Below are 14247 nucleotides of genomic sequence, written 5' to 3'. Positions count from 1 at the left end.
GTTATTCCTGATTTAATATTTGTAACAAAACAAAAAGAGGCTGATATGCAGCCCCTAAATAGTATTTTACTTACTAAGAATTTCTAAATGTGTAAAAAATGAAGGATAGGAAATATAAATGGATTCTTCATTTTCAAGGAATACCTCTTCCTTGCATAGAGCGGCGGCGATGGCAAGCATCATCCCTATTCTATGATCGCCATAACTTGAAACGGTTCCGCCACCGTTCAATTCAGAACTGCCTTTAATAATCATTCCATCCTCTGTTGCCTCAATATCTACTCCAAGCTTTGTAAGCTCATTTACTACTGTATCTATACGATTTGTCTCTTTCACCTTTAATTCCTCAGCATCTTTAATAACCGTTTCACCTTCAGCTTGCGATGCTAGAAGAGCGATAATAGGGATTTCATCAATCAGTCTCGGAATTAGGTCGCCTTCAATCGTAATTCCTTTTAGAGTCGATGTTTTAATCGTAATATCTCCACATGGTTCAAATGTATCGTCTTCATAAGGAACAATGGTCATATCAGCGCCCATTGCCTTCAAAACATCAATAATTCCCGTTCTTGTCGGATTTAGACCAACATTTTTTAATGTTATACTGCTATTAGGCACAATAGCCCCTGCAACGAGGAAGAAAGCCGCAGATGAAATGTCGCCTGGAACATGTATATCAGTTCCTGTAAGCTTCTGACCACCCTTAATGCGAACTGTACGTTCATCCACTTCAATCGAGCCGCCAAACTTATTTATCATTCTTTCCGTATGGTCCCTTGTTTTTACTGGCTCTATGAGAGTTGTAGTCCCATTAGCCTGTAATCCCGCAAACAACAGAGAAGACTTCACTTGGGCACTTGCAACAGGTAATGAATATTCCATCGGTTTTAACGAGCCGCCTGAAATAGAAATAGGTGTATATTCACCATTCTTTCTGCCCTGTATGACTGCTCCCATCGTTTGTAATGGCTTTGTCACCCTAGTCATCGGTCTTTTTCCAATCGATTCGTCTCCAACTAATACAGAATGAAAAGGGCGGCCAGCAAGAATTCCTAACAATAAACGAATCGTAGTTCCTGAATTTCCGACATCTAATATTTCAGAAGGTTCCTTAAGCCCAGCAATGCCGTTTCCTTCGATGACGACTTTATCCTCAAGTTGCTCAATGGATATCCCTAATTTCTTAAAGCAGGCGATTGTACTTAAACAATCCTCCCCGAGCAAAAAGTTTGTAACGGTTGTTTTCCCTTCAGCAATAGCCCCAAACATGATGGATCGGTGGGAGATTGATTTATCACCTGGAATATGGATAGTTCCCCTTAATGAAGGAATATTGGTCTTTAATTTAATTGGCTTCAAAAAAAACACCCCTTATACATGCTTTTTCCTTCCACTTCTTCACAACAAACTTAAATTCCTACAGAGGTTTCAAAATTAGTGTAATTATGAATACAAATCTCTGCACGCGCACGATCTTCTTCCGTTTGAAAACTAATCACTAGAATTCCATTAATATCCACTCGTGTTTCCAAGATACGAATATTGGTAATGCTGATATCCTCTTTTGCTAAATAACCTGTAATCTCAGAGATCACACCTGGATAGTCAGGGACATCAACAAACAGATCGTAAAAAGAGGGGATGGCTCCTTTTTCTTTTTGCGGCAATTCATCACGAAATTGCTTAGCACGATGAAAATAATTATAAATCTCATGTTCATTTTCTTCGGCTAGCATGTTAGATACCTTCTGCATTTCATTTTGCCAATCATCAAGCAGATGCAGCATAACCTCTTTATTATGTAATAAAATGTCTCTCCACATTTCAGGACTGCTAGATGCGATCCTTGTCACATCTCGAAAGCCTCCCGCTGCCAGACTTGGTACGAGCTTTTGCTTCGCACTTGTTTTCTCAGCTTGATGAACGAGCGAGGCTGCAATAATATGGGGAAAATGACTAATAACACCTGTTAAATAATCATGTTCCTGTGGGGATAATGAAATGAACCTTGCTTTTGTCCCAGAAAGCCAATTTTGCAGTTCCTGCAGTTTACTGTCTGAAATATGATCTTCTGGAGTTAAAATATAAAAGGCGTTTTCAAAAAGGATCGATTTTGCAGCGGTGACACCGCTCTTGTGTGACCCAGCCATTGGATGCCCGCCAATAAAAGTGATTCCCCTTTTCTTAAAACCGCCAGCCAATTGAACGATTTCCTTTTTCGTACTGCCTGCATCTGAAATAATCACTTGATTCTTTAATGGATTCTCTTCTAGAATTTTAAATATCTTCTCGGTTACTTTTACTGGAGTAGCAATTAAAATCAGGTCAGCATGTTCTGCAGCTTCTTCGATTGAAATGGCGATTTCATCAACCACCCCAAGCATCCTTCCAAGCTTAGTCTGCTCTTCATTTGTATCGAATCCAATGACAACTGCATCCTTGTGAGCCTTTTTTATGCATAATGCCAAGGATCCGCCAATTAATCCTAAACCTATAATAAGTACACGGCCTTTCAAGCGGCTCACCACCTTTACGTTCGAAATTAGTGCGAAAATAGGTTCAGAGGCTATAGCAGCCTCTGAATTTAAATAAAAAATTGTTTTCTTAAGAGACGATTGTCTTTTCTGCTAATAGTTCAGACATTATGTTAATAACACCTTCGTTTTGTTCCTTTGAACCAACCGTCACCCTCACACATGTAGGGAAGCCTAACGCCTGTCCTGAACGAACAATATATCCTCTTTCGAGTAAATATTGAAATACTTCATTTCCGTCCTTGTTAAAATCAATTAATATAAAGTTTGCTTGAGAAGGATAATAGTTTAAACCATTCTCCTCACAAAATGTATAAAATTGCTCCAGACCTTCACGGTTTTTTTGTTTACAGAAATTAACATACTCTTTGTCGTCAAGAGCTGCTATCGCTGCGGCCTGGGCAATAGTATTGACATTGAATGGTTCCCTGGCCGGTTCCAATGTTTTAATAATTTCTGAATGACTAATTCCATATCCAACACGGAGGCTCGCTAGGCCATAAACCTTCGAGAATGTACGTAAGACGATAATATTAGGAAAACGATCAAGTAAATGTATAGAGCTGCCATAGTCCTCAGCAACAGCATAGTCAAAATAAGCCTCATCAATCACTACAAGAATATCATTAGGAACTTTCTCTAAGAATGACACTAAACGATCTTCACTTATATAAGTGCCAGTCGGATTATTTGGATTACAAACCCACACGACTGAAGTTGACTCATCAATTGCCTCTAGCATTCCATCAAGATCATGCTCCCCGTTAATTTGCGGAACTTCCCTAACCTCTGCTCCATCAATGATGGCGTTATGCTTATACTGCGAAAAGGTTTGTGTAGCCATTACTGTATTTAAGCCTGGTTTTAATAGAGCCCTTGAGATAATTTGGATAATGTTATCGGCCCCATTGCCAAAAATAAATTGCGACGGGCTTAGTCCGAAATAACCAGCAATCTTTTCTCTTAAATTGGTTGCATTCCCATCTGGATATAAAGGAAATGAAGCAGTTGAACTTTTGATTGCTGTACTCACATTTTCCGAGCATCCAAACGGATTTTCATTAGATGCCAGTTTAACAATTTGCTCTAAACCATATTGTCTTTTTACATCATCAATTGGTTTCCCAGGCTGATAAGGGGATAATTGAAGCAACTGTTCTTTCCATTTCATAAAGATCACCTTTTCTATTGAATGTCATAATAAATCAATTCGAAATGATTAATTTTAATCTTAGTCTGCAGCATTTAAATCAGGTCTTAATTTAATGGCGTCACCTAAGTAAATATGAGTAACTTCTTTTTGAGAAATATTTGTATTCACATGCATCATGACACGAATACATTTTTCTAATGAGGACTCGACAGGAATTTCCCTCATACACATAACAGGGACATATTTCCAGCCCTCAATTAATCTCATTGCTTTGGCAGGGAATACTGCTGTGATATCTTCTGTCACCGAAATAAAGACAGATGCAACCATCTCTGCATCAATCGAATTTTCCTCAATCATCTTCCTTAGCAAAATCTCAGTAGCCTCAACTATTTCTATTTCATTGTTTTCATTTATTGTAGTAGCTCCTCTTACGCCACGTATCACATGCAACCCCTCCTTTATTCTAGAAAATATTCTAGCTGCTTGATTAATTCCGCTTCTGATACCTCAAATAATTCGGGGTTACCGATTTCCTTTAATAGAACAAAGTTTACTTTTTGACCGATTGACTTTTTATCTTGTTTCATTCGCTCAATTAAATTTTGAACTGTCAATTGTTTAGGTATTTCGGTCTCATACCCAAGACGAATGAGCCAATTTTTTAATGGCTCTATATTAAAGGATAGATCTGTTTTTGTTTTGCTCAATTGCAATGCAAATAGCATGCCAATCAATATGGATTCCCCATGTGTCCATTTGCCGTAGCCCATTTCAGCTTCAATGGCATGGCCAAGCGTATGGCCAAAATTTAAGTAAGCACGGATTCCAGACTCTTTCTCATCCTTTGAAACAAAATAGTTCTTAATTTCAATCCCCTTAACTAAAGCGTATTGCAAATCCTCTCCGCTGAGCTCTTCTAGTGAGTTCACATGATTGAACAGCCAATCATAAAAGGCCGGATCATGAATTAAGCTATGCTTTATGACTTCAGAAAAACCAGATCGTCTTTCTTGCGGCGAAAGAGATCTTAGAAAATGCAAGTCATAGAATACAGCTTCAGGCTGATAAAAAGCGCCAATCATATTTTTTCCCAATGGATGATTGATGGCCACTTTTCCGCCTACAGCGCTGTCATGAGCTAATATTGTCGTTGGCACTTGGAGAAAAGAGATTCCACGCATGAATGTAGAAGCTACAAATCCTCCAAGGTCTCCAATTGCTCCACCGCCAAAAGCTATCAGGATTGATTTTCTGTCCAGCCTTTTTTCCAATGCAAAACTTAATGACTGATAATATACATCAAATGTTTTCGCTTTTTCTCCGCTTGGAACGATGCAAAATTCCGCCTTATAATTTGATAAGGCAGCTTTCATGTCATCTAAATAAAGCTCAGCAACCGTTTCATCAGTCATGACCATAATCGTTGTTAAAGAAGGGAATTTATCTCGAATAAATGAGCTTAATTGCCTGGTAACTCCTGCGCCAACATATACAGGATATGTTTTCGAATTCGTTTCAATGGTAACGGCGTCCATTAGAAGTCCCTCGCAAACGCTCTCTGCTGATCAATAATTTCCTTTAATGTTTCGAACCGATCTGAATAGTATTGATTCACGATTGCCGCTGCTAATTCCCAGGCTACAACATTCTCTGCCACTACTGCTGCTGCGGGAACGGCACAGCTGTCAGATCTCTCAATGCTTGCTGCAAATGGCTCCTTCGTTTCAATATCCACACTTTGAAGTGGTTTATATAAAGTAGGAATAGGCTTCATAACTCCCCTTACTACAATCGGCATGCCTGTTGACATTCCGCCTTCTAAGCCGCCTAAACGATTCGTTTTGCGATAATAGCCTTGTTCCTCACTCCACGCAATTTCATCATGAACCTCACTGCCTGGTTTACTTGCCGCTTCGAAGCCGATGCCAATTTCTACACCTTTAAAGGCATTGATGCTCATAATCCCGCTTGCTAATTTAGAGTCAAGCTTCCGATCATAATGAACATAGCTGCCTACTCCCGGAGGCATGCCTTCAACAATCACCTCAACGATACCGCCAATAGAATCACCCTGCTCTTTTGCATCATCAATGGCTTTCATCATTTGCTCTGCTGCATTTGGATCAATACAGCGAACGGGTGAGTCTTCCGAAATCTCCTTGAGCTTTTCAAGCGTTTCGTATTCTCTGACTGCAGATTTAATTCCGCCAATTTCGATAACATGTGAAGCAATATTAATGCCAAGCTCAGCTAATAGCTTTTTGGCTACTGCACCCGCAGCCACCCTAACAGTCGTTTCTCTTGCTGAAGAGCGTTCAAGAACATTTCTCATATCTCTATGTCCATATTTTAGAGCACCATTTAAATCAGCGTGCCCGGGGCGTGGACGAGTAATTTTTCTTTTGATCTCGTCTTCTTCTTCTGGAGCGATAGGCTCTTGCCCCATGATTTTCGTCCAGTGCTTCCAATCATTATTTTCAACGACTAATGCTACTGGAGATCCTAAAGTGTAGCCGTGCCTAACTCCCCCAGTAATTTGTACTGTATCCTTTTCAATTTGCATTCTTCTGCCTCTGCCATGTCCTTTTTGGCGTCTAGCTAATTCTATATTTATATCGTCGCTAAGCAAAGGCAGCCCCGCAGGCAGCCCTTCAATAATAGCTGTCAGCTGAGGCCCGTGTGATTCACCTGAAGTCAAATATCTCAAAGCTCTTTCCCCCTTCAACTCATTAAAGAATTATGTATCAATATAACATATCGGCAAAAATATGAATAGTAAAAATAGAAAATTCATTTAATTTTTTGCAAAAAAACAATATTAATGTAGACTTGCGAGCCATTAATGAAGACTTATATTTCTAAAAGAAAGAAGCCTGCATCCAAACAGACTTCTGATCTTTATTTTTTTCTGTAGAAGAACGTATCCTCTGTTTCAAAACTATATTTATTAGGATTAAAAATCTGCTCAGTGCTGCCTACAAAAAAGATGCCATCTGTTTTTAAAGCACTGCTAAATTTATTATAGAGTACATCCTTCGCCTCTTCCGTAAAATAGATCAGGACATTTCGGCACACAATGAGGTCAAATGGTCCGCCAAATGGATCTGATAGCAAATTTTGCTTTCTAAAGGTTACAGTTTTTTTGATTTCATCTAACACATGATAAAAGCTTCCGTCCTTCACAAAGTATTTCTTCTTCATATCTTCTGGGACTTCATTTAATGATCTTTCAGGATATGTACCGACCTTTGCTCTTGCAATCACATTTTCATCAATATCTGTCGCCAATATTTGCACTTGGCATAATGGCATAAATTTTGACAGGACCATGGCTAACGTGTAAGGCTCTTCACCAGTGGAGCACGCGGCACTCCATATTTTTAACCGTCTATTATTGGCCAGCAATTTAGGAAGGATTTTTTTCTCTAACACTTCCCACCTTTTTGAATTTCGGTAAAATTCTGAAACGTTAATGGTCATTCGATCCAAAAATTCATCTAATAGCTGATTATCTTTTCTAATGGCTTCAAAAAACTCCTGAAAAGTGTTGTATCCCTTTTTTTCATAAAGAGATAAGAGTCTCCTTTTCATTTGTGCTTCCTTATATAAAGATAGGTCAATTCCTGTTTTCTTTTTTATATTTACAATAAAGCTTTGATAATCACTAGACATTTGCCCTTCTCCCCTAAACATATATTCATTCTATTCTTATATAAAGTAAGTATAGCTGAATTTTTGACAAAAAGGACCAAAATTTGTTTCAAAAAGGAATTATAAAAAAAAGCACCCGCAATGTTTGCGAGCACTTCTTCCAATTAGTTAATCCACTCATTCATTAACTTTGAATATTCTACAAGCTCTTCTTGTTTGAAGAATAAGCCAATTTCACGTTCTGCACTCTCTGGTGAATCAGAACCGTGAATAATATTTTTTCCTACAGTAGCTGCGAATTCACCACGGATCGTGCCAGGTGCTGAATCTTTCGGATTAGTTGCTCCCATCATTTGACGAGCTGTTGCAATAACATTTTCACCTTCCCAAACCATTGCGAAAACAGGGCCTGAAGTGATGAAATCTACTAACTCTCCGAAGAAAGGACGCTCTTTGTGCTCCCCGTAATGCTGCTCAGCAAGTTCAGTAGAGATGCTCATTAGCTTACCGCCAACAAGTTGAAAACCCTTCTTCTCGAAACGGGCAACAATCTCACCAATTAAATTACGCTGAACGCCGTCAGGCTTAACCATTAAAAATGTTTTTTCCATAATTGTCAACTCCTAAAGCTATGTATAGTGAACTATCCAAATACGATAATCCACGAAAATATTAACATTGTTTTGCAGATAATACAAGGTCAATGAGGAAACAACGATCTGCTCGTGATTAAAATCTTCTTTTGCCGATCACTTTCGCAATATCGATTAGTGTTTTCTTTGCTCGATTTTGCGGGAGTTCATTTAATATTTCCAAAGCCTTGTTTAAATATAAATCACTGACTTGAAGCGATCTTTCGATGGCGCCAGAGTTCTTTATGAGCGAAATAACCTTTTCAATATCACTACGTTCTGTTGATTCACGAACTTTAATAATTTCTTTTCGAATTTCTGGATTCTCCATGGCAAAAAAGACCGGTAAAGTAATATTACCTTGTTGAAGGTCATCTCCAGCTGGTTTCCCAAGTTCTTTTTCTGTGCCTGTAAAATCAAGGACATCATCAATAATCTGATAGGACATTCCAACATAATATCCAAAACGATAAAGCTTTTTGTGGATCTTTTCATCAACGTCTGCCGCAATCGCCCCAAGCTGGCAGCTTACAGCAATGAGTATCGCTGTCTTCCGCTTTATTCTTCGGAAGTAATCGCGAATATTTTGTTCAAAATTATATTTATCCTGAATCTGTTCAATCTCACCAATACAAAGTTCAACTAACGTGTCTGACAAAATCTGATGAGTAAATGGATTCTCAATATCTGTAATCAGTTCTAAAGCACGAGCAAAAATATAGTCCCCTGTATACATGGCGACTTTATTATCCCATTTGGCTTTAATAGTTGGCTTTCCCCGTCTTAATTCTGCATCATCTATGACATCATCATGAACGAGGGAAGCCATGTGTATTAACTCAAGAGCAACAGCCACATTTTTTATTTTGTTTATGTCATAGGCGCCAAACTTGCCAGCAAGCAAAACAAATACGGGGCGGATTCTCTTTCCCCCAGCTTTTAATAAATGCAAGGATGCTTGGTGTAATAAAGGAGACTCCGCTTGAACTGTCTCTTCGAGTGCTTGCTCTATATTTTTTAAATCGGAATTTAGAAATGAATACATCATTTTTAACTTCATTTCCTATACTCACCCAGCTTAAAATCCTGTCTGCAGCTTCCATACATTAGAGGACGTACAATTGTTTTCATTTAAATCCGTCCGGACATTAATTCCTATGAAAAAAGCATTCAGAAAAAAGTTTTATTTTTCTTTACTTCCAATGTGTACCGCAGCAACTCCACCGCTGTACGGTTTATATGTTACGTTTACAAAACCAGCTTTTTCGAACATGTTTGCAAGCTCCTTCATACCAGGGAAATCGCGGGCTGATTCTTGTAGCCATGAATACTCTTTATAGCTTTTTGCAAAAACTTTTCCGAACATAGGCATGATAAAGCGGAAATAAAGATAATATGCTTGTTTATATCCAAACATCGTTGGCTGGGATGTTTCAAGGCAAACAGCCATACCACCAGGCTTAAGCACGCGGCGCATTTCCTTTAATACTTGCAAATAATCCGGTACATTTCGAAGTCCAAAGCCTATTGTCACATAATCAAAGGAGTGATCAGGGAATGGCAGTTCCATTGCATTGCCATGAATAAGCTTAATTTGCTGCAAATTTAGCTCTTTTACCTTTTGTTCACCGATTTTCAGCATGTTTTTGCTGAAATCAAGGCCCACTACTTCTCCATCAGAGCCTACTGCTTCTGCCAAGCTAATCGTCCAATCAGCAGTTCCACAGCAAAGGTCTAAAGCTTTGGAACCTTTTTGGACATTCATGCGTTTCATGGTGTCCTTACGCCATCTTAAATGCTGCTGAAAGCTAATGACGGAATTCATCTTGTCATAATTGTCATAGATCTTCTCAAAAACATGATGGACGCGCTCTTCTTTTGATTGTTGCATGCCTTCTAACCTTCCTCCACAAATATATTTTCTGCGGGCTGATGCTGACTAATAATTGCATACGCTCTTTGCTTCATCGGTTCATTCAGATCCGGGAGTTTACTCATATATTTATCAATTAATTGCTTTGAGCTATTGAGATATCTGTCACAAGTGTGAATCAATAAATGCTGCTGTTCTGTGCGCAGCACGGTATATTGATTTTTAGGAAGTAATAATTTTTTCAGTGCTTCAAAAACGATCGATGTCTCACCTTGTAAAAATCTCATCTTTTCCATCAACAATCTTTTTCTAAATAAAAAGTTAGAGGCAAATTCGTTCCAATTCGGATCCTCCAGTAAATCAATTACCTTTTCAAATAATGAGGATTCAATTTTTTTGACGCTTTCCATTAATATATCAACTGCTTCAACGGCTGTTTGATAAACAGAAATCTTATTTTCATTCACTTCTTTAATACCTGTGGCAAGCGATTTGATCAAGGGGATATCCTCAATTTCAGAAAGGATTTTATAATATAATCCGCTGTAATACACACCGGCAAGAACTGTCAGCTGCCTGCCTTTTAGTTGATTTGAATCAAGCTCTTCATTCGTGACCAATTCATGTGTATCAAGCGCAACTTGAATCAGCATCGTTGTAATAGCAAAGTTTCTTAGCCTTTCCTCTGGAAGATTAACATGATCAAGAACCGTAATTAGGAGTAATAGCTTATCTTCATCTATATTTGGAGATTCTATGTATTTAAGTAAATAAGGGTGCCGTATCTTTTTCTCGATCTGCTCCTTAACAATTGCCATTTTCACATTCATGTCTAGCATGCGATCACCCTTGTTTTCCTTAAGTTTTCTTCATCAGTGTGTTATTATCATTTTTTACCTTTTTTCAATTATTACGCATACGTGTATCCATAAGGCAGGACAATTATATCACAACTTAGAATACCTTAATAGGAGATTTTCCGGAAAAACGAAAGTCTTACATACAAAAGCCCGCAAATGGATCAAAGTTATTTTTTCCCTTCGCTCTCTATCTCACCGTAGGATGTCAGGATTTTCGCGCTTCCTCTTATTTTGATAGCGGAAGTGTGCTCTGTGAACTGAGCAATCATCACTTCACCTTGGTCCAGTTTTTCCGAATGATGAAATCTAGTATCAGTTCCTCTTGTTAAACCTATGACATTGACACCGTCTTCCTTTGCCTTTATAACGATGTAATCATTTCCATTGGGATTTTTCTTTTCCATACTAACACCCTTTTAGCGATTATTTAAGCATCTAGATGAATACTCTTATTCTTAGCTTAATGGATTAAAACTTTATTAAAGATAAAACTTCAGCACGTGATTTATCATCTTCTGAAAAAGTGCCTCTAACAGCCGTTGTAACTGTTTTGGAGCCCGGCTTTTTCACTCCGCGCATTGTCATGCACATATGTTCAGCTTCCACTACGACCATAACACCACTTGGCTCAAGCTTCTCTAAAATCGCATCCGCAACTGTAGAAGTAATTCGTTCCTGAAGCTGTGGACGTTTCGCAACTGCCTCCACTGCCCGAGCCAATTTACTTAAACCTGCCACACGGCCATTTCTAGGAATATATGCAACATGAGCTTTTCCGTAAAAAGGTACAAGGTGGTGCTCACAAAGGGAATAGAAAGGGATGTCCTTTACTAATACCAACTCTTCATGCTCTTCGCTGAAAATGGTGTCGAAGTATTCTCTAGGGTCCTGATTTAGTCCAGCAAACACTTCTTCATACATTTTTGCTACTCGCTTTGGTGTATCTAATAATCCTTCACGGTTTGGGTCTTCCCCGACTGCTTCTAATATTAAACGTACGGCATCCTCTATCTGCGCACGATTTACGTTCGACATCAAACTTCCCCCTCAGAAAATCTTCACTTTCTTAAACTCCAATATTTCCATATTAGCATATTATTTTCATAACAAGCAAAAAGAAATGCGGAAGCGGGGTTGTGGGTATAAAAAAAACCGCGAATGATTCGCGGTTTTCTACTTGTGGCTTTGTTTAAGCACTTATATGTACTTATTTAACAGCATCTTTCAATGCTTTACCTGGTTTGAATGCAGGTACTTTGCTTGCAGCGATTTCGATTTCTTCGCCAGTTTGCGGGTTGCGTCCTTTACGAGCAGCACGCTCACGAACTTCAAAGTTTCCGAAACCAATTAATTGTACTTTATCACCAGCTTTTAAAGCATCTAGGATTGCATCAAATACTGCATCAACTGCTTTCGTAGCGTCCTTTTTAGAAAGTTCACTGCTCTCAGCAACTGCGTTAATTAGTTCTGTCTTGTTCATGGTTTCACCTCCTCCCAAAATTGAAAAGCGTCTTGCCTTAAAACATAGACCTATTAAGCATTCTTACTTACATTTGTAAACAAAATTATGGAATTCTAAACGTTGTAACGAATTTTTGTTTAACATGCTTCATAATAAATTAATTTGATGAAGTTTTCAAACCATTTCTTCAAAAAAACCTTTATTACTAAGGGTTTAGGCGGTTACAACGGTAATTCTGTTAAAAGATTATCACAATCATTTCGTGTTATCAAGAATAATTCACGTTTTATTGGGAAAGTTTTCATTTTAGCCCCATTTACCGCCTATTTTTTTGTTTATTTGTCATTTTATATGGGTAAAAACAAAAAAGACCCCAAATGGAGTCTTATAAAATAATGGCTATTAAACCGCCTGATCCTTCATTAATAATTCTTTCTAGTGTCTCTTTTAATTTATATCTTGCATTTTCAGGCATCATTGAAAGCTTTGCCTGAATCCCTTCCCTTACAATCGAGCTTAGGCTGCGGCCAAAAATATCGGAATTCCAGATTGATAAAGGATCATCCTCGAAATCCTGCATTAAATAGCGAACGAGTTCTTCACTTTGCTTTTCTGTTCCAATGATTGGAGAAAACTCTGATTCAACATCAACCTTAATCATATGAATGGATGGAGCTACCGCTTTAAGTCTTACCCCAAACCGTGAGCCATGGCGTGTGATTTCCGGTTCATCAAGGCTCATGTCGGCCAGTGATGGTGCGGCAATTCCGTAGCCTGTTTGTTTAACCATCTTCAGTGCATCTGATATTTGATCAAATTCCCTTTTCGCATGGGCAAAATCTTGCATTAATTCTAATAAATGATCTTTGCCGCGAATTTCTACCCCAACAATCTCTTTTAAAACTTCATCATAAAGGTCGTCTGGAGCATATAAGTCAATTTCCGCTACACCTTGACCCATTTCGATGCCTGCTAGTCCTGCCCGATCAATAAATTCAAAGTCACTGAATTGATGGACAACCCTATCCACATCCCTTAATCTCTTAATATCTTTAACTGTTTCTTTAACAGCTTCCTGATAGCTTTCTCTTAACCAATGGTCTTCGCGAAGCACCATCACCCAGCTTGGAAGATTTACATTGACTTCAAGAACTGGGAACTCATACAAGGCTTCACGCATAACATTTAATACGTCTGATTCTCTCATGCCCTCTACACTCATAGCGAGCACTGGAATATCATACTTTTCAGAAAGCTGATTTCTTAGAGAATCCGTATTTGGATGATGAGGCTGAACACTATTAATAATCATAATGAAGGGTTTTCCAACCTCTTTTAATTCATTTATTACTCTTTCCTCGGCCTCTAAATAATTGCTGCGAGGGATTTCTCCAATTGTCCCATCAGTCGTAATTACGACCCCAATGGTTGAATGCTCTTGAATGACTTTTCTAGTTCCAATTTCCGCCGCTTCATGGAACGGAATTGGCTCTTCATACCAAGGAGTATTAATCATTCTTGGGCCATTTTCATCCTCATACCCTTTAGCGCCAGGAACCGTATAACCCACACAATCAACTAATCGAATATTTACGTCCAGACCTTCATCCACATGGACTGAAGCTGCCTGATTGGGTACAAACTTAGGCTCTGTTGTCATTATTGTCTTTCCGGCTGCACTTTGAGGGAGTTCATCCTGGGTGCGAGCACGGTCAGCCTCATTACTCATGTTTGGCAAAACAACTAATTCCATAAATTTCTTTATGAAAGTTGATTTGCCTGTCCGTACAGCTCCTACTACTCCGAAATAGATATCGCCGCCAGTCCTCTCAGCAATATCTTTAAAAATATCTACCTTTTCCAAGTGATCCCCTCCCGAATATGTGGGATAATATTATCCTATCAATTACGTTTGGACATTATATGTTTATGATGTTGTCCTATCTCGTTATGACAGTTTTTATTAAAAATTACCCCTTGAGATAACATTTTTTTCGCTTATTATGCTTATGCATTTACATATAATGTTAAAATAGCAGTAAAAAAACCCTTCTCCTACAATATATTTTGCAGAAGAAG

15 protein-coding genes are annotated in these 14247 nt (G+C 38.5%); all 15 read right to left on the bottom strand.

Annotation, left to right across the window (positions count from 1 at the left end; translation table 11 throughout):
- Positions 1-66: 66 nt before the first annotated feature.
- The gene (gene aroA, locus AR328_RS09710) at positions 67-1359 is read right to left on the bottom strand and encodes a 3-phosphoshikimate 1-carboxyvinyltransferase (protein WP_066294291.1); all 1293 of its coding nucleotides are present in this window, start codon (positions 1357-1359) and stop codon (positions 67-69) included.
- 50 nt (positions 1360-1409) lie between these two features.
- Positions 1410-2516: a prephenate dehydrogenase gene (locus AR328_RS09705; protein ID WP_066294288.1), complete on the bottom strand. Its 1107-nt coding sequence runs from the start codon at positions 2514-2516 to the stop codon at positions 1410-1412.
- An 88-nt stretch (positions 2517-2604) separates the two neighbouring features.
- Positions 2605-3705 (bottom strand): histidinol-phosphate transaminase, encoded by a 1101-nt coding sequence (gene hisC / locus AR328_RS09700; protein ID WP_066294285.1) that lies wholly within the window; start codon positions 3703-3705, stop codon positions 2605-2607.
- A 60-nt stretch (positions 3706-3765) separates the two neighbouring features.
- Entirely contained in the window at positions 3766-4134 is a 369-nt protein-coding gene (gene aroH / locus AR328_RS09695) for a chorismate mutase (RefSeq protein WP_066294281.1), read from the bottom strand.
- Between the two features lie 14 nt (positions 4135-4148).
- Positions 4149-5225 carry a 3-dehydroquinate synthase gene (gene aroB / locus AR328_RS09690; RefSeq protein WP_066294278.1) on the bottom strand — a complete coding sequence of 359 codons (1077 nt, stop codon included), beginning with the start codon at positions 5223-5225 and terminating at the stop codon, positions 4149-4151.
- On the bottom strand, positions 5225-6397 hold the full coding sequence (gene aroC, locus AR328_RS09685) for a chorismate synthase (protein ID WP_066294275.1): 1173 nt from the start codon (positions 6395-6397) through the stop codon (positions 5225-5227). Before aroC ends, aroB begins: the two co-directional genes overlap by 1 nt.
- A gap of 191 nt (positions 6398-6588) precedes the next feature.
- Positions 6589-7362 (bottom strand): CheR family methyltransferase, encoded by a 774-nt coding sequence (locus AR328_RS09680; protein WP_066294269.1) that lies wholly within the window; start codon positions 7360-7362, stop codon positions 6589-6591.
- A 143-nt stretch (positions 7363-7505) separates the two neighbouring features.
- Positions 7506-7952, bottom strand: coding sequence for a nucleoside-diphosphate kinase (gene ndk, locus AR328_RS09675; protein ID WP_066294267.1), 447 nt, complete (start codon positions 7950-7952; stop codon positions 7506-7508).
- Positions 7953-8070: 118 nt separating this feature from the next.
- Positions 8071-9033, bottom strand: coding sequence for a heptaprenyl diphosphate synthase component II (hepT, locus tag AR328_RS09670; protein WP_066294264.1), 963 nt, complete (start codon positions 9031-9033; stop codon positions 8071-8073).
- Positions 9034-9156: 123 nt separating this feature from the next.
- Entirely contained in the window at positions 9157-9864 is a 708-nt protein-coding gene (locus AR328_RS09665; protein ID WP_066294258.1) for a demethylmenaquinone methyltransferase, read from the bottom strand.
- Between the two features lie 5 nt (positions 9865-9869).
- Positions 9870-10685: a heptaprenyl diphosphate synthase component 1 gene (locus AR328_RS09660; RefSeq protein ID WP_066294254.1), complete on the bottom strand. Its 816-nt coding sequence runs from the start codon at positions 10683-10685 to the stop codon at positions 9870-9872.
- A 188-nt stretch (positions 10686-10873) separates the two neighbouring features.
- Positions 10874-11110 (bottom strand): trp RNA-binding attenuation protein MtrB, encoded by a 237-nt coding sequence (gene mtrB, locus AR328_RS09655; RefSeq protein WP_066294249.1) that lies wholly within the window; start codon positions 11108-11110, stop codon positions 10874-10876.
- A 64-nt stretch (positions 11111-11174) separates the two neighbouring features.
- A complete protein-coding gene (gene folE / locus AR328_RS09650) occupies positions 11175-11741 on the bottom strand; it encodes a GTP cyclohydrolase I FolE (protein WP_066294246.1) in 567 nt (188 codons plus the stop codon).
- A 172-nt stretch (positions 11742-11913) separates the two neighbouring features.
- Positions 11914-12186: an HU family DNA-binding protein gene (locus tag AR328_RS09645; protein WP_066294243.1), complete on the bottom strand. Its 273-nt coding sequence runs from the start codon at positions 12184-12186 to the stop codon at positions 11914-11916.
- 367 nt (positions 12187-12553) lie between these two features.
- Positions 12554-14032, bottom strand: a complete 1479-nt coding sequence (gene spoIVA, locus AR328_RS09640) for a stage IV sporulation protein A (RefSeq protein ID WP_066294241.1) — start codon at positions 14030-14032, stop codon at positions 12554-12556.
- Positions 14033-14247 lie beyond the last annotated feature (215 nt).

The sequence above is a fragment of the Bacillus sp. FJAT-29937 genome, from assembly GCF_001509555.1.
Classification (GTDB): domain Bacteria; phylum Bacillota; class Bacilli; order Bacillales; family Cytobacillaceae; genus Cytobacillus.
This window is presented reverse-complemented; position numbering and strand designations above follow the sequence as displayed.